The following is a 21,890-nucleotide window of genomic DNA, read 5'->3' on the forward strand; positions in this document are numbered from 1 at the left end:
GCCGAAGGCCTGCGTGTCCTCGGCGTCGCCCGCGCCTCCTTCGCTGGCGCCGCATGGCCGGCCTCGCAGCATGATTTTGCCTTCCAGTTCGAAGGGCTGGTGGGCCTGGCCGATCCGCTGCGGCCGAGTGTGCCCGCCGCCGTCGCCGAGTGCCGCTCCGCCGGCATCAGGGTGGTCATGATCACCGGCGACTATCCCGCGACCGCCATGGCGATCGCCCGGCAGGCCGGTCTCGACACCGCCGACCTCGTGACCGGAGAGCAACTGGAAACGCTGGACGCGCAGCAGCTGGCGCAGCGCGTGCGGACCGCGACCGTGTTCGCGCGGATCATGCCCGACCAGAAGCTTCGCATCGTCGATGCGCTCAAGGCCAACCGCGAAATCGTCGCCATGACCGGCGACGGCGTCAACGACGCGCCGTCGCTCAAGGCGGCGCATATCGGCATCGCGATGGGCGGCCGCGGCACCGATGTGGCGCGCGAGGCGTCCTCCATCGTGCTGCTCGACGATGATTTCGGCTCGATCGTGCACGCGGTGCGGCTCGGCCGCCGGATCTACGACAACCTCCGCAAGGCGATGGGGTTCATCTTCGCCGTGCATGTGCCGATCGCGGGCCTTGCGCTGCTGCCGCTGCTGTTCGGCCTGCCGATCATCTTCGGGCCGATCCACATCGCGTTCCTGGAGATGATCATCGATCCCGTGTGCTCGCTGGTGTTCGAGGCCGAAACGGAAGAGGACGACGTGATGAGCCGGCCGCCGCGTCCGCCCGATCAGCCGCTGTTCTCGGGCAGCCTGATCGGCTGGAGCCTGGTGCAGGGAACGCTGGCCTTTGCGGTGGTCGCCGTCATCTACGTCACGGCGCTGAAGCACGGCATGCCGGAGGCGGAGGTGCGGGCGCTCACCTTCTTCTCGCTGGTGCTGGCCATTGTCAGCCTGATCTTCGTCAATCGCTCGTTCAGCGCGTCGCTGATCGCGGCGCTGCGGCGGCCGAATGCCGCGCTCGCATGGGTGATGCTGGTCGTTCCCGTCATGCTGAGCCTGACGCTGCTTTTCCCCGCCGCCAGCGCGCTGTTCCGTTTCGGGCCGCTGCATCTCGATGATCTCGCATTGACGCTGGCGGCGGGGATCGTCGTCCTGGTGTCGCTGGAAGCCCTGAAGTCCATCGGGCGCGGGCGCTTCAGGGTTGCGGGGCGCTGACCATGACGATCGAAAGCACGGACCATGTCATCGAGCTGCGTGTCGACGAGATCGCTCAGCTCTTTCATACCCTGGACCCGTCGCCGTTTCGGGAGCGCGATCTCGACCGCGAGGCGGAAGAATTCATCGTGGGTTGGGCGCGCGAATTGCGCACCGACCAGCCCATCAGGATTATCGTCCATTTCCCGGAAAGCGAGCTTCAGAACAAGGCGGCAAAGGATCTGGCCGAAGCCATCCGCGGATACTTTTCCCACCGCGCGACGGTCCTGCAGGGCGACCTCACCGAGCTGTTCCGGGTTGGCCGCCGTTCCCTCGGCATCGGCGTGATGGTGCTGATCGCATGCTTTGCCATCGCGCGGTTCGCAGGCGGACTCGTCGAGGGCTCGCTCAGCCGCATGATCGAGGAGAGTTTCCTGATTTTGGGCTGGGTCGCGAACTGGCGTCCGCTCGAAATCTTTCTGTACGACTGGTGGCCGATCGCCCGGCGACGCGATCTGTATCGCCGTCTTTCCAGCGCATCGGTCGAGGTTCGGCCATTCCCGTCGACCTGATCCGGCGCGGATGCTTCGCCCTTTCACCGGACCGGGCCGCCGAGATTGTCGATGTCGGGCGAGGGGCGGGCGGGGAACAGCCGCGCCGTCGACGAGATCATGATGTTGCGTCGGCATTTCGCCGGATCCGCATCGTCGGAGCCATCGCGCTTCCCGGCGAAGATATCGTCCTGCTGGTTGACGATCAGGCTTGCGTGATCGCGTTCCAGCGTATCCGGGTTCTTGCGTCCTGCCTCGGAGCGAAACACGCCGTTGATGACCTTGCCTTTGATGTCGAAGTCGCAACCGGCTTTCCAGTCGCCTTGCTCCCACTTCCAGCCGTCGGCCTTCAGGCCGCCGTCCGGTGTCGGCGTCACCTTGAGGACCGCGTTGTAGCCCAGCCACAGGCCGGCAAGGCCGCTGCGCTTGTCGTCGAAACCGTCGAGCAGCGCGATCCGTTCGCGCTGCAGCCGGTCGAGCTTGTCGCGCGCGTCGGCGGTGAAATGCATGTGGGAGGTGGTCTTCTCCCAGGCCGGATGCAGGAATTGCGGATATTGATGGGTCTGGGCGAGGACCCAGTGGCGCTGGTCCCCGGTCAGGGCGCTGCGCGTCGTCTCGTCGAGCCGCGGCAGCAACGCCTTCCATGCCAGGTTCAGCCGCCGGTCGTTGTCGGCGAGGTCCGGATCGGCGCAAATCTCTTCATCGCTTGCGGTGTCCGGCCGTGTGCAGTCGAAGCTCGGTGTGACGAACGAGGTGCCGGCGCTGTCCGCCGCCGCAATTGCGTCCGGCTTGCCGTCGGCGAAATAGCTCGCGGTGATCTGCCACATATACTCGCAATCGGGCCGCGCTTCGTCGCGCCATTCCTGGCCGCCGATCACGACGCGGAGCGTGCCGCCCTGTCGCCGCATCTTGATGGCGGGCGGTTTTGCAGAATGGGATTTCGCGTCACCGGCAGTTGCCCTGTCGCTATCATCGGCGGGCAGAATGAAGCCCGTCAACCAGCCGCCCGCCGGCTTCACCTGAGCTGTCGCCTTGCATTCCCTGCGGCGGTCGCTGCCGGTGCCATAGACCGCGCTGGTGTCGATGGCGAGGCGATAGAAGCCACCGGCCGGGGTCACGGTCACGCTGCCGAAGGCGTTGACCCATCGCCCGGCGACGCCGGAGCGGCCAAATCCTTGCGCGACGCCTTTCAGCGTCGCGGCGCGCTGGCGCAGCGTCGCCACGAAGGCTTCCCGAAAATCATCGTCGGGTTGCGTCATCGATTCCGCCGCGCTGAGCACGATGTCGTTGAACCAGACCTGATCGCGTTTCAGGAGCGGCCGGATGATCGCCGGCGCTTTCGAAAGCGCCGCCTGGAGCGCGCTTTCGATCCGCCCGGTCAGCGCATCGAGATCCATGTCCCTGCAGGCTTCGGCGGAGGCGGCCGCGCCATCGGTGCCGCACAGTCGAAGCCCGGTCGGTCCGCGGCTGGAGGCGCGCAGATCCGCGTCCATCGCGCCGGCTGTCGGCGGCGCCAGCAGTGCTGCAGCCACGGCCAGTGCCGCGAGACGGTGTGAAGCGGGCATGGCTATCAGGCTCCCGGGGACAGGCGGGATGCCGGCCCCCGATATCAGTCGCGCCGCGTGTGGTCCGGGTTCAGGCCGGCCGCAGCATGGCGCACGCAAGGCCCGGCCGATTGCTGTAGTGAAATGCAGGGCGCTCGCTATACTCGTCGATGTCCAGAAACAAAATTCCGGAGCAGGGAATAATGGCGGGAGGCAAGTCGCATTACGAGGTCATCGTCGTTGGCGCGGGTGTGGCTGGAATCTATCAGATCAAGCGCCTTGCCGACCTCGGCGTCGATGCTCTGGTGCTCGAGGCCGCCCCCGACCTCGGCGGCACCTGGTACTGGAACCGCTATCCGGGCGCCCGCTTCGACTCGGAGAGCTACACCTACGGCTATTCGTTCTCGAAGGAGCTGCTCGACGAGTGGCACTGGAAGGAGAGGTTCTCCAGCCAGCCGGAGAACCTTCGCTATCTCAATTACGTCGCGGAAAAATTCGATCTGCGCCGGCACATGCAGTTCAACTGCAAGGTCGAGGCGGCGAAGTTCGACGAGGCGCATGATGTGTGGCGGCTGCGAATCGACGTTGGCCGCGAGCTGACCTGCCGCTTCGTCATCATGGCGGTCGGGCTGCTGTCGGCGCCGACGCTGCCGCGTTTGGCCGGAATGGAGAGCTTCAAGGGCCGCTCGTTCCACACCTTCCACTGGCCGCATGAACCGGTCGAACTGGCCGGAAAAAAGGTCGCCGTCATCGGCACCGGCGCCACCGCCATTCAGATCATCGGCGAGATCGCCGACAAGGTCGGCGAGCTCACGGTGTTCCAGCGGCGGCCGAACTGGAGCGCGCCGCTCAACAACAGCCCGATCTCGGACGCGGAAATGGCCGACATCCGTGCGCGCTACGACGAGATTTTCGAGACCTGCGGCCGCACCCCCGGCGGCTTCGTACACGAGCCCGACCGCCGCGGCTTCTTCGAGGTGACGCGCGAGGAGCGGCTGGCGCTGTGGGACCGGCTCTACGACGAGCCCGGCTTCGGCATCTGGCTGAGCAATTTCCGCGAAATCTTTACCGACCCGGCCGCCAACGCTGAATTCTCCGCCTACATCGCCGACCGGATCCGCCGCCGCGTCAAGGATCCCGTGGTGGCGGAGAAACTGATCCCCAGGGACCACGGTTTCGGCGTGCAGCGCGTGCCGCTGGAGACGAATTACTTCGAGGCCTATAACCGGCCCAACGTCCACCTCGTCGATATCAGCGAGACGCCGATCGAGCGGATCACCGAGTCGGGCCTGCGCACCAGCGCGCGCGACTACGAGTTCGATATCATCGTCTACTCCACCGGCTTCGACGCCATCACCGGCGCGTACGACCAGATCGATATCCGTGGCATCGGCGGCGAAAAACTGTCCGAGAAATGGAAGGACGGCCCGTCGACCTTCCTGGGCATGCTGGTGCACGGTTTTCCGAACCTGCTGATGCCGACCGGCCCGCAGAGCGGTTCGGCATCGACCAACTTTCCGCGCGGCATCGAAACCGGCGTCAACTGGTGCAGCGCCCTGCTGGAGCACATGTGGGCGCGCGGTTTTTCGCGAGCCGATCCCACGCTCGCGGCGCAGCAACGCTGGACCGGCTACGTCGCCAAGATGTACGCGGTCATGTTGCTGCGTAACGCCAAGGGATGGTTCACCGGCTACAATTCCAATGTGCCCGGTCACGAGGCAGGCAAGGTCCGGCACGTCGTCTTCAACGGCGGCACCCCGAAATACGTCGCGGCGATCAATGAGGTCGCAATGAAGGGTTATGAGGGGATTGTTTTTGCGGGAGGAGAGCGGGCGTCGGTGGTTAGGTCATCGACCACGAGCGTCGAAGCCAAAGCTGTCTGACTGAGGCCGCGGAGCGCTTTCTTCTCCCTCCTCCCGCGAAGCGGTGGGGAGGGTGGCCGGCCGAAGGCCGGTCGGGTGGGGGGTGTCTCAGCAAACTCACTGGCAGAGGAATGCGCCGAAGCACCCCCCACCCGTCACATCGTTCGCTGCGCTCTCGATGTGCCACCCTCCCCACCGCTTCGCGGGGGGAGGGAGAAAAATCACCCCTCTGCCACCGCATCGCCCCACGGCTGCGCGCTTTCCGTCGCGCCCGAGTTGGTGTCGCCGTCGCGCAGCACCACGCTCGGGCAGGCGAACTTCATTGGGAAGGTCTGCACCCGCGCTTCCTCGTAATCGAAACCCGCGCGCAGCGCATCGCTGACCGGCTGCGGCAACCGCACGTCGCCGATCACGACCGCGCCCTCGCTGGCGTCGATGCGCGGGGTGTGGATCGCCGCATCCAGGTCCATGCCGTAATCCATCACGAAGGACAGGATCTGCGTCACCGCCGGCAGGATGCGCCGTCCGCCGGAGGCGCCGAGCGCCAGCCATCTTCCGTCGGCGGCCTGCGCCAGCACCGGGGTGTAGTTGGTCAGGCAGCGTCTGCCGGGCGCCAGCGCGTTCGGCCCGCCCGGCGTCGGGTCGAACCACATGATGCCGTTGTTCATGGTGACGCCGCTTTGCGGCGTGACGAATTTCGAGCCGAAGGTCGACAGCAGGGTCTGCGTCACCGCCGCCATGTTGCCCTCGCGGTCGACTGCCGAGAAATGCGTGGTGCAGGCCGGCGCCAGATGTTCGGCGCCGAGCGCGCGGCGGCCGTCGGCGTCGCCCATGTCCTGCAGGCGCTCGCGATAGGCCGATTGCAGCGCCAGCGCATATTCCATGTAGGCCGTCGCATCCGGTCCATTGCCGGGCTGCAGTTTCTGCTGCAGCAGGCGCAAGGTGTGCGCCAGCGTCGGGCCGCAGGTCAGTTCCGGCGTCGCATAGACGTTGCCGCCGCGATAGGGAATCGCCAGCGCCTCGCGGCCATGGGCGCGGAAGGCGGCGAGGTCTTCGATCGTGAGCGCGCCGCCGGCGGCCTGGATATCGGACGCCATGCTGCGCGCCAGGTCGCCCTGGTAGAAATCGCGCGGGCCTTCGGCGGCGAGGTAGGACAGCGTCGCCTTCAGCCGGTCCTGCGGCAGCCGCACGCTGGACTTGATGCCCCATTGCGCGTTCGGCGGCAGTCCGTCCTTGAGGTAGGCGGCAGCACTGGCCGGATAGCGCCTGAGGTCGGCGGCCGAACTCGCGATCATCAGCGTGGTCCACCAGTCCACCAGAAGGCCTTCGCCGGCGAGCTTGATGCTGGGACCGAGCAATTCCTGCCACGACATTTTGGCGTGGCGGCGATGCGCCTCTTCCATGCCGGCGACCACGCCAGGCACGGCGATCGAGCCCGGACCATGCAGGTTGCGGTCGTCCTTGACCCGCGGCCAGGGGAAGATATCGGAGGCAGCGCCATCGCCGGTCAGCGGATAATCCTCGGGCCGCAGGCTGTTCGGCGCGCACATGCCGTAGTCGATCACCTCATAGCGGTTCTCTTTCGCCCGGTAGAGCACCATCGCCCCGCCGCCGCCGATGCCGCTCATCCAGGGTTCCAGCACCCCGAGCGCAAAGGTGGTCGCGATCACAGCATCGACGCAGTCGCCGCCGGCTGCCAACACGGCGGCGCCGACTTCGGCAGCCTTGCGCGATTGCGAAGCGACGATGCCGCCCTTGGAGGTGGTGGCGGGTTTGCGGATCTGCTGGGCGTTGGAGAACTGGTCGTGCATCGGGGTTGCCTTGTTGTTTTTCATAGGTATCGGGCCGAGTTGGCGTCCTGCGGCAACAATGGCACATTGCGAACGACCAAGACAAACATGCAGGGAGAAGAAAATGGCCGGGGTGAAGCAAACCAGGGACGGCGCCGTCGGTATATTGACCCTCGATGAGCCGGCCAGCCTGAACGCCATGACGCCCGACCTGCTCGGCGGCCTTGCCGCCGCGATCGGCGAGATGACGGCTGATTCCGGCGTGCGAGCGCTGGTGCTGACCGGGGAGGGCCGCGGCTTCTGTTCCGGCCAGAACCTCAAGGCGTCGGAGGCGCTCGGCAGCGACATCGTCGCCGGCGTGATGAAATTTTACTGGCCGGCGTTCCGGGCGCTGCGCGAATGCCGGGTGCCGGTCGTGGTCGCAGTCAACGGCGTCGCGGCCGGCGGCGGCTTCAGCCTCGCGATGGCCGGCGACATCATCGTCGCCGCGCGTTCGGCGAGCTTCATCCAGGTGTTCAGCCGGATTGGCCTGGTGCCCGATCTCGGCTCGACCTGGCTGCTGCCGCGCCTGATCGGCCGCCAGCGCGCGCTCGAATTGATGTTGCTGAACGAACCGCTCTCCGCCGAGCGTGCCCATGAATGGGGACTGGTGCGGAAGGTGGTCGATGACGCGAGCCTGCTCGACGAGGCCATGCAGCTGGCGCAGCGCCTCGCCGCAGGGCCGACGCGCGCGCTGGTCGCCACCCGCGCCTTGCTGGAGCAGAGCGAGCACGCGACCTACGCCGCCCAGTTCCAGCGCGAGATCGAGCTGCAGTCGGAGATCCGCCGCAGCGAGGATGCGCTGGAAGGCCGCAACGCCTTCGTGGAAAAGCGTGCGGCGCGGTTCAGCGGGCGGTAGTCTGGAAGCTGCCCTGGATGCGGTCTATGCCTCACGCGGCGGGATGCGCCGGGCCTGAAACCCGGTCTTGCTTTGCTCGAAACCGACGTCCTGATAAAACCTCAGCGTCGCCGGATTTTTCGAGCCCGTCAGCAGCATGACCTTGTAGCAGCCGCAATCCCACGCGGCGGCAATGGCCGCTTTCAGGATCGCCTTGCCATATCCCTGCTGCCGATGCCGCCCATCCGTCACGACGTTTTCGATGAGGGCATAGGGCGTGCCGCCTCGCGTCAGGTTTGGAATGACAACCAGCGTGCACGTCGTAACGACGGCGTCATCTCGAAGGCCGAGGAAAATGGCGCTGCCGGGGTAGCGCAGGAATTGCGCCAGGTTGTTGCTCGCGGCCACCGGCGACATGGTCTCGTCATCGGGGTGTAGCTGGCCGTAAAGCGCCAGCAACGACGAAAGGTCATTCTGACCGGCGGTTCTGATCGTCAATTCGTGCGACATTTTTCTGCCCCGGCATCGGGGTCCGGCCGCCCCTTGAAGCAATCTTCGCGAACATCGAACGGCGCGTCCAACAAGGAGCGGTCCGCATCAGCTGATTTCGTTGCAAGTAATTCGCATTTGCAATATTATTCCCCGATTGCTCCCGGCCCGCAGACCCCGAAAAGGTCATTTTCATGCGCTTGCCCCGTTCCCTGTCGATCCTGGCGGCGCTCTGCGTTGCCCCCGCCGCGCAGGCCGCCGGCAATCTGGCCGGCCAGGAACCGATCGTGGTCACGGTCGAACTCGGCAAGCCGGGCGAGCACTCCTTCGTACCCAACAAGCTCCGCTTCGAAACCGGCAAGCTCTACAGACTGGTGCTGAAGAACCCGAGCAACGATCCGCACTATTTCACCTCGCACGCCTTCAGCCAGATGATCTTCACCCGCAAGGTCCAGGTCACGCAGCTGCGCGACGGCAAGACCGTCAACCTCGCCGAGTTCAAGGGCGCGATCCGCGAGATCGAGGTCTATCCGGGGGCGTCGGCGGAATGGTGGTTCGTGCCGGTCGCCGCCGGCAAGGTCACCGACCTGCGCTGCGGCATCTCCGGCAGCGACGGCAAGACCCACGCCGATCACGGCATGGTCGGCGAGATCGTGATCGAGTGAGGGGCGGCGGCTTCGGCATCTTGCGCCGATGGTAGAATTTATCTATATTTCTACCATGACGAAGGCCATGCATCTCAACATCAAGAACGACGAAGCGCACAAGCTGGCGACCGAACTCGCCGGCCTTACCGGCGAAAGCTTGACCGCCGCCGTCACGCTGGCCTTGCGCGAGCGCCTGGCGCGTGAACGTCGACGCCGGCGTCCCGACCAGGTCGCGGCACGATTGATGAAGATCGGAAGCCAGTATGCCGCGCTGCCCGACACCGGGCGTAGCCCGGATGAAATACTTGGCTACGATGACCAAGGACTGCCGACGTGATCGTGGTCGATAGCTCGGCCGTCATCGCCATCTTCCGCCAGGAGGTGGATGCCGACGATTATGCCCGCAGCATTGCCACCGACGATGATCCGATCATGTCGGCTGCCAACCTGGTGGAGACTTCGATTGTCCTGCGCGGGTTGAAAAAGATTGCTCCTGGCAAAGCCGAGCGTTGGCTTGACGATTTCATCAAGGCGGCGGGCATTCGGATCGAGCCGGTGACTGAGGATCAGGCGCACGCCGCTCGTTCCGCGCACCTGCAATTCGGCAAGGGGACCGGGCATGGTGCGGCGCTGAACTATGGTGATTGCTTCGCATACGCACTGGCGAAGAAAATGGACGCGTCATTGTTGTGCAAAGGCAACGACTTTCGGTTGACCGACATCGGCATCGTCTAAGTCCGTTTTCGGCAAGACCGCCCATGACCTCGCCGCTCGATGCGTGCATTGAGAATGCAATGTCGCCTCAAGGCTCAGCGACCGGGGTTTGATATCAGCGGCGGTTCGGTTGAGCCTGCAGCGAGAGAGCGTTGCACCATGACGGTGTCGGCCCAGCGGCCGTATCGATAGGCGACGCCCGGAAGCAACCCGACCCTGCGAAAGCCGAATTTTTCGTGGATGGCGAGCGATGCCGTGTTGTCGGTATCGATGTAGCCGATCATCTGCCGAAAACCGGTGGCCGCGCAGGCATCGATGAGTTCCTGCAGGAGCCGCCGTCCCACGCCGCTGCCGAGATGCTCGCGATGGACGTAGATCGAATGCTTGACGGTGTAGCGGTATGCCGGTCGCTTGCGAAACAGAACGGCATAGGCGTAGCCAACCACCTCGCCACCGCAGGTGGCTACCAGATGTGGCAGGCGATGATTGCGCAGGTTCCGGCGCCGGTCGCGCAAATCCTCGGGCTCCGGGGTGCCGCTGTCGTCGACGCTCTCCTCGATGCCGCGGCGGATGTGGTGTCGATAGATCGTCAGCATCGCCTCGACATCGCCGTCGCGCGAGGTGCGAACGACCACCGGTCGTTCGTTCGTCATGGCCTGGCCGGTCGGTTCGATCGGCCGGTTCATTCGGTGACCACATAAGTATGCAATCGGATGCGGCCGGACGCATCGACTTCCTTGTAGACTCCCTGAATCTCGACGTCGAAGCCGGGGAACGTATTGAAGCAGGTTTCGAACATCCGGAGATAGTCGATCATGGGCTGCGCCCGCCCGGTGAGCCGCTCGCCCGGCACGATCGTGGCGATGCCGGGCGGATAGACCACGAATGGCGTCGTGGCGATGCGGCCGGCGATGGCGTCGATCGGCTGATAATCGACGTCGTTGCGTACCAGATGGCGCGCCGCATCGCGCGGCGACATCGCGATATCGGGCAAGTGTTCTGCAAGGAATTGCTTCGCCTGCAGCATGCTCACGCCGGCATCGCGGAAGAAACGATGCATGTCGGCGCAGAGATCGCGCAGCCGCACGCCGGCATAGCGCGCCGACCGGCGCTGACAGAACTCGGGAATCACCTCTTCCAGCGGCGCGTTGTCGTCGTGCAGCTTCTTGAAGGCGACGAGCCCGCTGATCAGGGTGCCGGCCTTGCTGGCCTCGACGCCGGGAGTGAGCAGAAACAACAGCGAGTTCAGGTCGTTCTTTTCCGCCACGATGCGGTTTTCGCGCAGATACTGCGCCACGATGGGAGCGGGGATGCCGTGATCGGCATAGCCGCCCGTCGCATGGTCGAATCCGGGTGTCAGTACCGTCAGCTTGTTGGGGTCGGTCATGGCGAAGCCCGCCGTCAGATCCGGAAAGCCATGCCAGACCGATTCCGGCGAGAGTTGCCAATAGGACGGGTTGGTGGCGAGCAGGTCGGTGCTGATCGTCTCCCAGGCGACGTTGTGCACGGCGCCCTCGCGGGACACGTCCGGGATCGCCACGCGGTCGGGCACGAACGGCTCGAAGAACCAGCGGCGTTCCGGGCGCGTCTCCTTCTCCTCGAATTCGCGCCGGACCGCGCGCAACTTCTTGCGCAGTTCGATTCCGAGCCGGATCGTGTCGTCCCACAGCACTTCGCCGGAGCGGCCTTTCATCATCTGGGCGCCGACATCCAGCGAGGCAAACAGCGGATAGAACGGCGAAGTCGACGCGTGCTGCATGAAGCTCTCGTTGAAGCGCCGATGTTCGATCCGGCGTTTCTGGCCACGGATGTGGCGGTCCTTGATGTGTATTTGCGAGGCCTGCGAGAAGCTCGCCAACTGCTTGTGGGTCGACTGGGTCGCGATGATGCCTGGTGCGTCGGGACCGAGATCCTTGAGCCCCATGGCGAAACGCCCGGCATACAGCGGATGAAACTTCATGAAGCCGGCCCAGGCTTCGTCGAACAGGATATAATCGCAGAGATGGCCGATTGCCTTCAGGATCATCTCGGCATTGTGGATCGTGCCGTCATAGGTGCACTGTTCGACGACGGCGACGCGGAACGGGCGCGGCTTGCGCCAGGCTTCCGGGTCCTTGACCAGCGGATGGGTGCGGATCCGCTCGCGCAAGGCGGTTTCGTCGAGGGCGTCCCAGCGCATCGGCCCTATCAGACCCCAGGCATTGCGTATCGTCGGAATATAGACCGGAAGGCCGCCGGCCATCATCAGTGCGCCATGGTGGGCGGCCTTGTGATTGTTGCGGTCGAACAACACGAGGTCGCCGTCGGTGACCAGCGCTCCCAGCGCCACCTTGTTGGAAGTCGAGGTGCCGTTGAGCACGAAGTAGGTCTTCTCGGCGCCGAATATCTGCGCCGCTTCCTTTTGCGCCTTCAGCGCCGGGCCTTCGTGGGTCAGGAGGTCGCCGAGGTCGAGTACCGAGTTGTCGAGGTCGTCGCGGAACACCGCTTCACCCAGATGCTCAACGAACACGCGGCCGATCGGGCTGCGGCTGTAGAACACGCCGCCGTTGTGGCCTGGGCAGGTCCACAATTGGTTGCCCTCCTCGGCATAGTCGACGAGCGCCCCGAAGAACGGAGTCTTCAGGGTCTCGGCATACTGCTTCAGGCGGCTGATCAGGTTCTTGGCAATGAAGGGCGGCGTCTCTTCCGACAGAAAGACATAGCCGTCGATGAAGTCGAGGACCTCGACCGGCAGGTCCTCGAACCGCTTGCGGCGGATCAGCAGGATGATCGGGAAGTCGAGGCCACGTCGTCGCATCAGATTGATCAGCGCCGCGGTCTTGCCTTCCAGGCCCTTCTTGCCCCAGTCGACCACCATGCAGCCGATGGCGGCATCGGTCTGCACCGCGATCTCGGCATCCTCCAGCCGCCGCGCCCGGACGACTTCGAAGCCGGAGCGCTCGATCTCCGCGATGATCTGATTGAAACGCAGCCCTTCGAGATCGTCGGTGTCGAAGACGGGTGCTGCGAACAGAAATGTGAAGCGCCGGAAGTAGTCCATCATCGTCCTCGAATGCGTGCTGGCGCAAGCTGTTGGCGCATTCGATGACAGGTCGATGACAATGATTTGCGGTTCCCGCCGTGTCGCGGTATCTGCCTGAAAAGAAAAAGATTTTACCTGCCATGCGTTCACCCGCCATGTCTTCGTTACCCGGGCTTGTGCCGTTCTCCCGCTCGTCGTTTTTCCAACCCGGTCGCCGCCCAGTTCGGCGCAAAATCCAGCGTGAAGTTGAGAAAACTCTCCACCGCCGGCGAGAGCGACGCCCGGCGCCGCGCGAACAGCGCGATCTTCCATGTGACGGTGGGTTGCCGCAACGGCAGGAAGGTCAGGCCGAAGCCGCGCACCAGCGAGCCCGCCATCGAGGGACAGATCACGACGCCCTGTCTCACCCGCAGCATCGACAGCGCGGTGTTGACCCGGTGCACCGGCACCAATTGCTTCGGGTGATGCCGCGGCGGCACCTGGCTCAGCACGTTGATGGCGATATTGGGCATGTAGTTGATCAGCGGCCGGTCGCGCAGATCCTTCCAGCTGACCGCCTCGCCTTTTGTCAGCGGGTCGTCGGTGCGCAACGCCACCCATAGCGGGTCGGCGCAAATCAGGTGGGTTTCCACCGATTCGTCGGCCAGGACGCCTGCCATCACGCCGGCCGGCCCGAAGCCGATGTCGGTAGAGCCGTTCTGCAGGCCGGCCAGTACATGCTGGATCGGCACGTCATCGAATCGCACATCGACGCCGGGATGGCTCGAGCTGTACCTGGCGATCAGTTCCGGCAGCAGCGTGCAGGACAGCGTCTCGGGCGCCGCCACCCGCACCAGCCCGCGGCGCAGCTCCTTGAGGCTGGTCACGCTCTCCAGCGCCTCGTCCAGGTTGGCGAGCACGCGCCGCACCATCGGTTCGAAGGCTTCGCCGACCACGGTGCGGGAAACGCTGCGGGTGGTGCGGTCGAGCAGGCGCACACCCATCCGGTTCTCGAGTTCCTTGATCAGCCCGCTGAGTGCTGCCTGCGACAAATGCATGGCCCTGGCGGCTTCCGAAAAACTGGCGGCCTCCAGCACGGCAAGGTAGGCGCGCAACTGCCGCAGCGTCACATCCATGGCCATCCCGTGTTCTCCCGCGCCCTCACCCTTATTCACAAACATATCCTATAAATCGGTCAGAAAATACACATTGTCCGATAGAGTGCGCGTACCTATCCTCGGCTGCTGGTTACGGGACGGAGCTCCCGATCCAGCCGTGCGATCGCGGCTCGATACGAGCGGACGCGCCAGGCGGTATCCCCGGCTTTCGGCGGACTGCAAATTTCCAGGGGAGGCATTCATGAGCGTCACACGCCGAAATGTGCTGGGCACCATCGCCGCCGGTCTCGCCGCCGGCTCCGGTTTCCGGGCGCATGCCCAGAGCGATTGGCCCTCGCGCGTCGTGCGTTTGATCTCGCCCTATGGGGCCGGAGGGGCCAACGACATCTCGTTGCGGATTCTGGCCGATCAGCTCGAGCGCCGTCTGGGCCAGAAGTTCATCGTCGAGAACAAGGCGGGCGCGGGCACCCGCATCGCCAACGAATCCGTGGCGCGCGCGGCACCGGACGGCTACACGTTTCTCTACGTGGCCGCCCCCTACGCGACGGCCGAAGCGCTCTACGGAAAACTGAATTACGAGCGCAAGGATCTGCGGCCGGTGGCGATGGCCGTCACAGCGCCGATCTTCCTGATCGTCAATGCGGAAGCGCCGTTCAAGACCTTGAAGGAACTGATCGCCCATGGCAAATCGCAACCCGACGGCCTGACCTTCGGTTCGCCGGGCGCGGGCTCGCAACCGCATCTGGCGGCCGAATTGTTGTTCAGGGACGCTGGCGTCAAGGGCCTCAACGTTCCCTTCCGCGGCGACAACATGGCCTACACCGAACTGCTGGCGGGCCGGCTCGACGCCACGCTGACCGCGATCAGCACGGCCTTGCCGCATATCCAGACCGGCAAGCTGCGCGTGCTGGGCGTGGCATCGGCCGTCCGCAGCCCGATCTATCCCGAGGCGCCCACGCTGCGCGAGCAGGGCCTGAAAAGCGTGGTCGCCGCCGGCTGGTACGGCTTCATGGCGCCGGCCGCCACGCCGGACCCGATCGTCGACCGGTTGCAGGACGAAGTCGTTCGCGCGCTGGCCGATCCCGAGGTGAAACAGAAGCTGCTGGTCCAGGGACTGGAAGCACGCGGCGGCAGTGCCGCAGAGTTCGGCAAATTCGTCGACGACGAGACCCGCAAATGGACCGAGGTGATCCGCGCCGCGGGTCTCAAGGGGGAGTAGATTCCTTCTCCCCTCCCTCCGCGCGCCCTTGCGCGTGGCGGGGTCCGAGGCGAGCGAAGCTCGCTCTCGAGGGTCGGGGGTGGGGGGCGCCTCAGCAAACTCGCTGTCAGAAGAATCCGCCGATAGACCCCCCACCCCCGACCCCTCCCCACCGCTTCGCGGGAGGAGGGGAGAAGAAAGCAGGGGACTTGGCTCAGATGATTTGGACAGCGCTCTAGCGAAGACCCCATCGATCGCTTGCGGCCGCCATCACACGATCCCGCCGAGATAGAGCCGCTTGACGATGTCGTTGCCGCGCAACTCGTCGACCGAATCGGCCGCGACCACGATCTCGCCATGGACGATGATGTAGCCGCGGTCGGCGATCCGGATCGTCTGGTTGAAGTTTTGCTCCGCCATCAGCACCGTGAGACCCAGATGCCGGTTGAGCTCGCCGATCTTGGTGATGGTCTGCGACACCAGGAGCGGCGACAGGCCGACCGAGGGCTCGTCGATCAGCAAGAGGCGCGGCGACGACATCAGCGCGCGGGCGATGGCCAGCATCTGCTGCTGCCCGCCCGACATGGTGCCGGCAAGTTGCTTCTGCAGCCCCTTCAGCGCCGGAAAGGTCTCGAAGGCGAGCGCCAGGTTGCGATCGATGTTTTGCCGGGCGGCCTTGCGGAAGGCGCCGAGCATCAGGTTTTCCAGCACCGTCAGTTTTGGAAACAGCCGTCGCCCCTCCGGCACCATCGCCACGCCGAGATCGACGATGGCCTCGGCCGACAGTTTTGTGAGGTCGTGCGCGGTGCCGTCGATGGTCAGGATCAGGCTGCCGCGCTCCGGCCGCACCAGGCCCGCGACGCACTTCATCAGCGTGCTCTTGCCGTTGCCGTTGGTGCCGAGCAGGGCGACGGTCTCGCCGGATTCGACATGGAGACTGACGCCGCGCAGCGCCTTCACCGCGCCGTAGCCCGCATCGAGATCCCTGATGGCGAGGCTAAGTGCCAAGGTAGGCCTCCTGCACGCGCTGGTTGGCCATGACTTGGTCCGGCGTGCCGATCGCGATGATCTTGCCGGCTTCCAGACACATCACGCGCTCCGAAAAACGCATCACCGCCTGCATGATGTGCTCGATCATGATGATGGTGATGTCCTGGTCCGCGAGGCTCATCAGCAGATCGAGCACCTCGTCGACCTCCGAACTGGAAAGGCCGGCCATCGCCTCGTCGGAAATCAGCAGCTTCGGGTGGGTCGCCATCGCGCGCGCCAGCTCCATCTTGCGCAATTCCACCTGGCTGAGTTTCGTTGCCGACACGTTCGCCTTCGAGGCCAGACCCATCCGTGTCAGGATCGACATCATGGTGTCGCGCCGTTGCGCCTCCGACACGATGACGCTGGTGTCCGCCGCGAAGTCGAGTCCGACCATGAGGTTTTCGGCGACCGTCATGCTCCGGAAGGGCCGCGGAATCTGGAAGCTGCGCGCGATGCCGCGACGGGTGCGAATGTGCGGCGCCAGCCGCGTGATGTCCTCGTCGCGGAACGTCACGGTGCCGGGCTCGGTACGGAACGCGCCGGAAATACAGTTGATCAGCGTGGTCTTGCCCGAGCCGTTCGGGCCGATCAGGCCGAAGCGCTGTCCCGGAGGGATGTCGACGCTGACATTGTCGAGCGCGATGAAGCCGCCGAAGCGTTTTGTCAGCGCGGATATCCGCAGCAGGGGGGCTTGGCTGCCGGGGGCCATCATCCTTCGCCCTCGTTGCGTTTGCTTCGAACCTTGCGGATCAGGCCGACGATGCCTTCCGGCGCGGCCACCACGAACAGCACCAGCATGACGCCCAGTACCAGCACGTTGACTTCCGACGAGATGGTAACCGTCAGCAGTTGCTGCGTCACGCCGAGCAGGATGGCGCCGATGACGGGACCCGCCCAGTGTGCGGTTCCTCCGATCAGCGACATCGCCAGCGCCGAGACCGAGTAGTTCAGATTGAACGCGGAGGCGGGGTCCGCATACTGCAAATACATCGCGGCGGGCGCGCCCGCCGCGCACATCAGCGCCCCGGAGATGACGCAGGCCGTAAGCTTCAGCCGCAGGGTCGGCACCCCCGTGCATTCCGCGGCGAGTTCGTCGTCCTTGAGCGCCTGCAGACCGCGGCCGATCCACGAATTCTGGATGTAGCGCGAAATCGCCACCGCCAGCACCACCATTACCGCCTGGACGAAAAACAGCATCTCGACGTAATTGTCGAACGGCGCCATCACCGCCGGCCGCTGCAGCTGGATGCCGGACGCGCCGCCGACGTATCGCCAGTTGGTGATCGCGGTCTCGATGATGATCGTCGCCGCGATGGTCGCGATCGAGAAGAAGATGCCCTGCATCCGCAGCGTGAGCAGGCCGAGGGCGAATCCCATCAGGGCGCCGACCGCCGCGGCCGCCGCGATCTGCACGGCCAGCGGTACGCCGGTCGCCTTGAACAGGAACACGGCGGTGTAGACACCGACCCCGAAGAACGCGCTGGTGCCGAAATTGACGTAGCCGGCATAGCCGCCGAGGATGCTCCAGGCCACGGCCAGCACGATGAACTGCAGGATCACGTAGCAGGCGAAGAACGGATACTGGTTGCCGATCACCTGCGTCATCAGCAGGGCGCCGGCGAGAAACAGCGCCGCGCCGCCCCAGAAATACATCCCGTTGCGCTTCATGATCGCCTGCCGAACAGGCCCTGCGGCCGGACGGCGAGCACGCCGAGCAGCATCGCAAAGGAAATCGCCGGGGCCCAGGAGGCACCGAACAAAGTGAGCACGACGGTTTCGGCGACGCCGAGGATGATGGCGGCGACCAGCGTGCCGGACATGCTGCCGAGCCCGGCCATCACGACGACGCAGAAGGTTCGCCCGATATAGGTGCGGTCGAGCGTCGGCTCGACCGGGGCCACGATGATCAGCAGGGCGCCGGCGATGCCGAGCACGGCGGTCGCGATGCCGAACGCCCATTGCTTGATCCGGATCGGGTTGGCGCCCATCAGCCGCAGCGCCTCCTGGTCCTGCGCCACCGCGCGGATGGCGCGGCCCATGAAGGTACGCGACAGATACAGCGTCAGCAGGATCGTCAGCGCCGCCGCGACCACGAACGCGACCACCAGCCGGAACGGAATCCGCATTTCGCCGATCCGCCAGGCCTTGCCGACATAGTCTGCGGTGACCGAGCGCTGGTCGACGCCGAACTGCATGATGATCAGGACTTCGATGATGAAGGCGATGCCGAAGAAGAACGCGATGCCGCGCACCCCGGCGTCGCTGCCGCGCCTTTCGAAGGTTTCGTAATACAGCCGGTAGGCGAAGAGACCGAACAGAAAGAACAGCGGCGTGATCAAAAGCCCCGCCAGCAGCGGATCGACCCCGTAATGCTCGTTGAGGAAGTATACCGCGTAGGACGCCAGCACCAGGAAGGCCGGATGCGCGACGTGGGGAACGTCGAGCAGGCCGAACGAGATCGACAGCCCGAGGCTGACCGCCGCATAGAAGCAGCCGAGCAGCACCCCGATCACCACCGCATCGAGCAGCAGTTCAAATGAAAACACGTAAGGCTCCCCTCGACCCGCCCATCGGCCGCCGTTTCCCGGTCACGCCGTTCATCCCGTCCCGGTTGCCACGAAAACGCGGTGGGCCGATCCCCGATCGGCACACCGCGCCGGCCGCGGGATCTACTTCCGCGCGGCCTCGAAGGGAGTGATCAGGTCGCCGGATTTCATCTTCGCCGGGAACAGGATCACCTGCTTGCCCGGGCTGCGGAACTGCTCGATGTTCTTGTCCTTGATGCCGCGGAACTGGGCCTGCACGACGCCGGTTTCCTTCCACTCGCCGTCCGCCGCGAAGGTGATCGAGCCGACGATGGTCTTGTGGGTTTTTTCGCGCAGGTATTTTGCCAGCGCCTTCTGGTCGAGTGACCCCACCGCCTTGATGGCCTGCTCGATCATCTGGCCGTTGGCGTAGCCGTAGGGCGCCAGATAGTAGCCGAGCGGATCGACCTTGGCTTCCACGGCGCGTTTCGTATAGGCCTCGAAGAACGCCTTGGTGCCGTCGTTGTACATCTGCGGTTCCGGCAGCCATGTGTTGTAGTTGACGACGCCGTTGAGCAGCGAACCGAGATTCTCCATGACCGTGCCGAATTGCAGGCCGACCATGCCGCCGCCGAACAGCTTGACGTTGTCGCCGATCCCGATCTCGTTCACGGCGCGCAGGATTCCGGCCGAATCCGGCGGATAGGACGCGACATAGACGATGTCGGGCTTGGCGGCCTTGAGCGCGCGCAGGATGCCGGAGAATTCCACCGTGCTCGGCGGATAGGCCTGGTCGAACACGACCTGCATGCCGAGCTTGGTCGCGACTTCCCGGGCGGTCTTGGCCAGGTTCTGGGCGAATTCCTGGTCCGCCGCGAGCAGCGCGATGGTCTTGCCGCCGGCCTTCTGGCCCAGATCGAGGAACGAGGACGCCCAGCTGTCGGCCGGTCCCCACGGCGCGTTGTTGAACCACATGTCGTGGCCGACCTTGCTGTTCACCTGGAACGAGAAGTTGCCCATCAGCAACATGCCGCGCTGCTTGACCAGCGGCATCAGCGGCGCCGTCGGCACGGTCGCATAGGGGGCGAACAGGATATCGACCTTGTCGACGTCCAGCAGCTTCGAGTAGATCGCGGGCGTCTCCGAAGCGCTCGATTTGTCGTCATAGACGACGAGCTCGACCTTGCGGCCGAGCAGACCGCCCCGGGCGTTGACGTCGTCGCGCCAGACCTCGATGCCGAGCAGCGAGGCCTTGCCGCCGCCGGCGAGACCGCCGGTTTGCGCCATGCTCATGCCGATCTTGATCGGCGCCTGCTGGCCGATGGCGGCCGTAGTGAGCCCCAATACCGCGACGGCAATGGTGCCGCCGAGAAGCGTCCTGCGTTTCATGTGATCCTCCCCTGTGTTTCGTTGTCGTGACCTGGCCGCGTTCGGATGCTTCGCCCCGATTGCCGCGGACAGGATGGTGTCGTGCCGGAATTGGTCTCTTCGTCAGGTTAGAACTAAAGATGGCCTGGCCACAAGCCACGATGAAACCGGGCGCGGCGTTTGGGACCAGACGTCGGTCGGGTAATGTGCAGCGGCGCCGGTGCGAAGGTCAAATCCGCCGACGGCGCTGATAGGGAGGATTGCCAATTTTCGTGACAACCGCCGGTGCCTTGCCCCGGCGTTCAGGCGACGCGCGGCTTCGCGACCAGCTGCACGCCGAGCGCGCCGAGCACCTTGCGGATCGTCTCGAATTCGGGCCGCGTGGTGCCACTGAGTGCACGGTACAGGTTTTCCCGGGAGACGCCGGCGCTGTCGGCGACCGCGCCCATGCCTTGCGCACGCGCGACGGTTCCGATCGCCTTCGCGATGAACACCTCATCGTCGGTTTCGAGGGCTTCCGTCAGATATTCGGCAACCATTTCCGGGCTGTCGAGGAATTCCGCGGCATCGAATGCTCTGGTCTTGGGCATGGATCAGTCTTCCTCTCGCGCGAGTTTCTTCGCGGCCTCGATATCGCGCGCCTGACTGCTCTTGTCGCCGCCACAGAGCAGCACGATCAATTCACCGCCGCGGTTGACGAAATAGACGCGATATCCCGGTCCGAAGTGGATACGCATCTCGCTCACGCCGTCGCCTGATCATCGGCACTTGTAGCTTATACGCTACATTGCTGACGACAATCAGTTCCTTAAGAGGGCTTCGCCGCGGCCGCGACCCAAAGAGCTATCGAGCTTATTGCTATAGCTCATAATTCTGGCTAATGTGAGCTATAGAGTGAGGCGCCTATAGCTCATGAACTGGAACTGGCAAAAACCCGATTGGCCGAATTTCGCTTATAATTCAGCCGCTTTGGAGCCGCTGGAAAAGCGGTTCCTGCTCCGGTCGGGAGAGTTCATCGGCGCTTTCAAACACATCGGGGCCGCTGACCAGGACACCCTGAAAATCGAGTTGATCGGCGACGAGGCCGTCAAGACCTCCGAGATTGAAGGCGAGATCCTCAACCGCGACAGCGTGCAATCGTCGCTGCGCCACCAGCTTGGGCTGGGCGCGGAAAGGCCCGGCACGACACCGGCCGAACGCGGCATCGCGAACATGATGCTCGATCTCTATCGAAACTTCGCCGACGCACTTGCTGACAAGACGATGTTCGACTGGCACCGCATGTTGCTGGGCGGCGATCGATCCATCCGGGTCATTGGTGGCTACCGGACGCATGCTGAAGCCATGCAAGTCGTCTCGGGACCGATCCATCAACCCACGGTGCATTTCGAGGCTCCGCCGTCCAGCCGTGTGCCGGACGAAATGAAGCAGTTCGTCACCTGGTTCAACGACACCGCTCCCGGAGGCGCCACTCCGCTGTCGCCGCTGACGCGCGCGGGCATCGCCCACCTCTACTTCGTGTGTATTCATCCGTTCGAAGACGGCAACGGCCGTATCGGCCGTGCCCTCGCGGAAAAATCGCTGGCGCAAAACCTCGGTCAACCCAGCCTGATTGCGCTAGCCTGGACGATCGAGCGCAAGCGTAACGATTATTACGCCGCCCTGGAGTGCGATAACAAGGCGATCGAGATCACGAGCTGGCTCGAATATTTTGCCAACACGATTCTGGAAGCCCAGAAAAACACTATCAGGCGCGTGGATTTCTACATCGCCAAGGCGAAGTTCTACGAGCGGCATCGCGGCACGCTCAACGAACGTCAGGAAAAAGTCATCGCCCGCCTGTTCCGCGAGGGCATCGACGGCTTCGAAGGTGGCCTGAGCGCGGAGAACTATATCAGCATCACCGGAACATCCCGCGCCACGGCGACGAGGGATTTGCAGGATCTCGTCGGGATGGGCGCATTGACCAGGACCGGGGAGCTGCGACACACAAGGTAT

General features: G+C 64.6%; 21 protein-coding genes and 1 pseudogene. 9 read left to right on the plus strand and 13 right to left on the minus strand.

What is annotated here, in order from left to right:
• Both Q7U29_RS01600 and Q7U29_RS01605 read left to right on the plus strand, forming a co-directional pair.
• Positions 1-1,197 (plus strand): cation-translocating P-type ATPase (locus Q7U29_RS01600; RefSeq protein ID WP_304737656.1); only part of this gene is annotated, 1,197 nt, incomplete at its 5' end.
• 2 nt (positions 1,198-1,199) lie between these two features.
• Complete coding sequence (locus tag Q7U29_RS01605; RefSeq protein ID WP_304737658.1) at positions 1,200-1,748, plus strand: hypothetical protein; 549 nt, start codon at positions 1,200-1,202, stop codon at positions 1,746-1,748.
• 23 nt (positions 1,749-1,771) lie between these two features.
• Here the strand turns inward: Q7U29_RS01605 and Q7U29_RS01610 are convergent, their stop codons facing one another.
• Complete coding sequence (locus Q7U29_RS01610; protein ID WP_304737660.1) at positions 1,772-3,292, minus strand: lysozyme inhibitor LprI family protein; 1,521 nt, start codon at positions 3,290-3,292, stop codon at positions 1,772-1,774.
• 182 nt (positions 3,293-3,474) lie between these two features.
• On the opposite strand from Q7U29_RS01610, the gene Q7U29_RS01615 reads away from it, so the two are divergent.
• The gene (locus Q7U29_RS01615) at positions 3,475-5,154 is read left to right on the plus strand and encodes an NAD(P)/FAD-dependent oxidoreductase (protein WP_304737662.1); all 1,680 of its coding nucleotides are present in this window, start codon (positions 3,475-3,477) and stop codon (positions 5,152-5,154) included.
• A gap of 200 nt (positions 5,155-5,354) precedes the next feature.
• On the opposite strand, the gene Q7U29_RS01620 is transcribed toward Q7U29_RS01615, so the two are convergent.
• Entirely contained in the window at positions 5,355-6,944 is a 1,590-nt protein-coding gene (locus tag Q7U29_RS01620; protein ID WP_304737691.1) for a gamma-glutamyltransferase family protein, read from the minus strand.
• Positions 6,945-7,047: 103 nt separating this feature from the next.
• On the opposite strand from Q7U29_RS01620, the gene Q7U29_RS01625 reads away from it, so the two are divergent.
• Positions 7,048-7,821 (plus strand): enoyl-CoA hydratase-related protein, encoded by a 774-nt coding sequence (locus Q7U29_RS01625; protein ID WP_304737663.1) that lies wholly within the window; start codon positions 7,048-7,050, stop codon positions 7,819-7,821.
• Positions 7,822-7,845: 24 nt separating this feature from the next.
• Here the strand turns inward: Q7U29_RS01625 and Q7U29_RS01630 are convergent, their stop codons facing one another.
• Positions 7,846-8,310, minus strand: a complete 465-nt coding sequence (locus Q7U29_RS01630) for a GNAT family N-acetyltransferase (RefSeq protein ID WP_304737665.1) — start codon at positions 8,308-8,310, stop codon at positions 7,846-7,848.
• A 173-nt stretch (positions 8,311-8,483) separates the two neighbouring features.
• On the opposite strand from Q7U29_RS01630, the gene Q7U29_RS01635 reads away from it, so the two are divergent.
• Genes Q7U29_RS01635 through Q7U29_RS01645 form a run of 3 tightly spaced genes read left to right on the plus strand, consistent with a single transcriptional unit; the run spans position 8,484 to position 9,671 of the window.
• The gene (locus tag Q7U29_RS01635; protein WP_304737667.1) at positions 8,484-8,954 is read left to right on the plus strand and encodes a hypothetical protein; all 471 of its coding nucleotides are present in this window, start codon (positions 8,484-8,486) and stop codon (positions 8,952-8,954) included.
• A 55-nt stretch (positions 8,955-9,009) separates the two neighbouring features.
• Positions 9,010-9,273, plus strand: coding sequence for a type II toxin-antitoxin system VapB family antitoxin (locus Q7U29_RS01640; RefSeq protein WP_304737669.1), 264 nt, complete (start codon positions 9,010-9,012; stop codon positions 9,271-9,273).
• Positions 9,270-9,671 (plus strand): type II toxin-antitoxin system VapC family toxin, encoded by a 402-nt coding sequence (locus Q7U29_RS01645; RefSeq protein WP_304737671.1) that lies wholly within the window; start codon positions 9,270-9,272, stop codon positions 9,669-9,671. The genes Q7U29_RS01640 and Q7U29_RS01645 overlap by 4 nt, the downstream gene beginning before the upstream one ends.
• A gap of 74 nt (positions 9,672-9,745) precedes the next feature.
• Here the strand turns inward: Q7U29_RS01645 and Q7U29_RS01650 are convergent, their stop codons facing one another.
• From Q7U29_RS01650 to Q7U29_RS01660, 3 genes are all read right to left on the minus strand, one after another.
• Positions 9,746-10,336: a GNAT family N-acetyltransferase gene (locus Q7U29_RS01650; RefSeq protein ID WP_304737673.1), complete on the minus strand. Its 591-nt coding sequence runs from the start codon at positions 10,334-10,336 to the stop codon at positions 9,746-9,748.
• On the minus strand, positions 10,333-12,690 hold the full coding sequence (locus Q7U29_RS01655; protein WP_304737692.1) for an Orn/Lys/Arg decarboxylase N-terminal domain-containing protein: 2,358 nt from the start codon (positions 12,688-12,690) through the stop codon (positions 10,333-10,335). Before Q7U29_RS01655 ends, Q7U29_RS01650 begins: the two co-directional genes overlap by 4 nt.
• Before the next feature lie 146 nt (positions 12,691-12,836).
• A complete protein-coding gene (locus tag Q7U29_RS01660; RefSeq protein ID WP_304737675.1) occupies positions 12,837-13,793 on the minus strand; it encodes a LysR family transcriptional regulator in 957 nt (318 codons plus the stop codon).
• Positions 13,794-14,010: 217 nt separating this feature from the next.
• Here Q7U29_RS01660 and Q7U29_RS01665 point away from each other — a divergent pair, with 217 nt between their 5' ends.
• A complete protein-coding gene (locus Q7U29_RS01665; protein ID WP_304737677.1) occupies positions 14,011-14,988 on the plus strand; it encodes a tripartite tricarboxylate transporter substrate binding protein in 978 nt (325 codons plus the stop codon).
• A gap of 249 nt (positions 14,989-15,237) precedes the next feature.
• Here Q7U29_RS01665 and Q7U29_RS01670 read toward each other — a convergent pair whose 3' ends face one another.
• From Q7U29_RS01670 to Q7U29_RS01700, 7 genes and pseudogenes are all read right to left on the minus strand, one after another.
• Positions 15,238-15,975 (minus strand): ABC transporter ATP-binding protein, encoded by a 738-nt coding sequence (locus Q7U29_RS01670; protein WP_304737678.1) that lies wholly within the window; start codon positions 15,973-15,975, stop codon positions 15,238-15,240.
• Positions 15,965-16,708 carry an ABC transporter ATP-binding protein gene (locus Q7U29_RS01675; RefSeq protein WP_304737680.1) on the minus strand — a complete coding sequence of 248 codons (744 nt, stop codon included), beginning with the start codon at positions 16,706-16,708 and terminating at the stop codon, positions 15,965-15,967. Before Q7U29_RS01675 ends, Q7U29_RS01670 begins: the two co-directional genes overlap by 11 nt.
• Complete coding sequence (locus Q7U29_RS01680) at positions 16,708-17,667, minus strand: branched-chain amino acid ABC transporter permease (protein WP_304737682.1); 960 nt, start codon at positions 17,665-17,667, stop codon at positions 16,708-16,710. Before Q7U29_RS01680 ends, Q7U29_RS01675 begins: the two co-directional genes overlap by 1 nt.
• Positions 17,664-18,545, minus strand: coding sequence for a branched-chain amino acid ABC transporter permease (locus tag Q7U29_RS01685; protein ID WP_304737684.1), 882 nt, complete (start codon positions 18,543-18,545; stop codon positions 17,664-17,666). Before Q7U29_RS01685 ends, Q7U29_RS01680 begins: the two co-directional genes overlap by 4 nt.
• A 123-nt stretch (positions 18,546-18,668) precedes the next feature.
• Positions 18,669-19,913, minus strand: coding sequence for an amino acid ABC transporter substrate-binding protein (locus Q7U29_RS01690; RefSeq protein ID WP_304737686.1), 1,245 nt, complete (start codon positions 19,911-19,913; stop codon positions 18,669-18,671).
• A 281-nt stretch (positions 19,914-20,194) separates the two neighbouring features.
• Positions 20,195-20,482 carry an addiction module antidote protein gene (locus Q7U29_RS01695; protein WP_304737688.1) on the minus strand — a complete coding sequence of 96 codons (288 nt, stop codon included), beginning with the start codon at positions 20,480-20,482 and terminating at the stop codon, positions 20,195-20,197.
• 3 nt (positions 20,483-20,485) lie between these two features.
• Positions 20,486-20,647, minus strand: a pseudogene (locus Q7U29_RS01700) (type II toxin-antitoxin system RelE/ParE family toxin); the annotation flags it as partial.
• A 157-nt stretch (positions 20,648-20,804) separates the two neighbouring features.
• On the opposite strand from Q7U29_RS01700, the gene Q7U29_RS01705 reads away from it, so the two are divergent.
• On the plus strand, positions 20,805-21,890 hold a 1,086-nt coding region (locus Q7U29_RS01705), incomplete at its 3' end, for a Fic family protein (protein ID WP_304737689.1).

It is taken from the genome of Bradyrhizobium sp. (assembly GCF_030654605.1).
GTDB lineage: Bacteria > Pseudomonadota > Alphaproteobacteria > Rhizobiales > Xanthobacteraceae > Bradyrhizobium.

Coding starts and splice junctions, on each gene's coding strand:
- Q7U29_RS01605 (WP_304737658.1), top strand. CDS start 1,200: ATGACGATCGAAAGCACGGACCATGTCATCGAGCTGCGTGTCGACGAG.
- Q7U29_RS01610 (WP_304737660.1), bottom strand. CDS start 3,292: ATGCCCGCTTCACACCGTCTCGCGGCACTGGCCGTGGCTGCAGCACTG.
- Q7U29_RS01615 (WP_304737662.1), top strand. CDS start 3,475: ATGGCGGGAGGCAAGTCGCATTACGAGGTCATCGTCGTTGGCGCGGGT.
- Q7U29_RS01620 (WP_304737691.1), bottom strand. CDS start 6,944: ATGCACGACCAGTTCTCCAACGCCCAGCAGATCCGCAAACCCGCCACC.
- Q7U29_RS01625 (WP_304737663.1), top strand. CDS start 7,048: ATGGCCGGGGTGAAGCAAACCAGGGACGGCGCCGTCGGTATATTGACC.
- Q7U29_RS01630 (WP_304737665.1), bottom strand. CDS start 8,310: ATGTCGCACGAATTGACGATCAGAACCGCCGGTCAGAATGACCTTTCG.
- Q7U29_RS01635 (WP_304737667.1), top strand. CDS start 8,484: ATGCGCTTGCCCCGTTCCCTGTCGATCCTGGCGGCGCTCTGCGTTGCC.
- Q7U29_RS01640 (WP_304737669.1), top strand. CDS start 9,010: ATGACGAAGGCCATGCATCTCAACATCAAGAACGACGAAGCGCACAAG.
- Q7U29_RS01650 (WP_304737673.1), bottom strand. CDS start 10,336: ATGAACCGGCCGATCGAACCGACCGGCCAGGCCATGACGAACGAACGA.
- Q7U29_RS01655 (WP_304737692.1), bottom strand. CDS start 12,690: ATGGACTACTTCCGGCGCTTCACATTTCTGTTCGCAGCACCCGTCTTC.
- Q7U29_RS01660 (WP_304737675.1), bottom strand. CDS start 13,793: ATGGCCATGGATGTGACGCTGCGGCAGTTGCGCGCCTACCTTGCCGTG.
- Q7U29_RS01665 (WP_304737677.1), top strand. CDS start 14,011: ATGAGCGTCACACGCCGAAATGTGCTGGGCACCATCGCCGCCGGTCTC.
- Q7U29_RS01675 (WP_304737680.1), bottom strand. CDS start 16,708: ATGGCCCCCGGCAGCCAAGCCCCCCTGCTGCGGATATCCGCGCTGACA.
- Q7U29_RS01680 (WP_304737682.1), bottom strand. CDS start 17,667: ATGAAGCGCAACGGGATGTATTTCTGGGGCGGCGCGGCGCTGTTTCTC.
- Q7U29_RS01690 (WP_304737686.1), bottom strand. CDS start 19,913: ATGAAACGCAGGACGCTTCTCGGCGGCACCATTGCCGTCGCGGTATTG.
- Q7U29_RS01695 (WP_304737688.1), bottom strand. CDS start 20,482: ATGCCCAAGACCAGAGCATTCGATGCCGCGGAATTCCTCGACAGCCCG.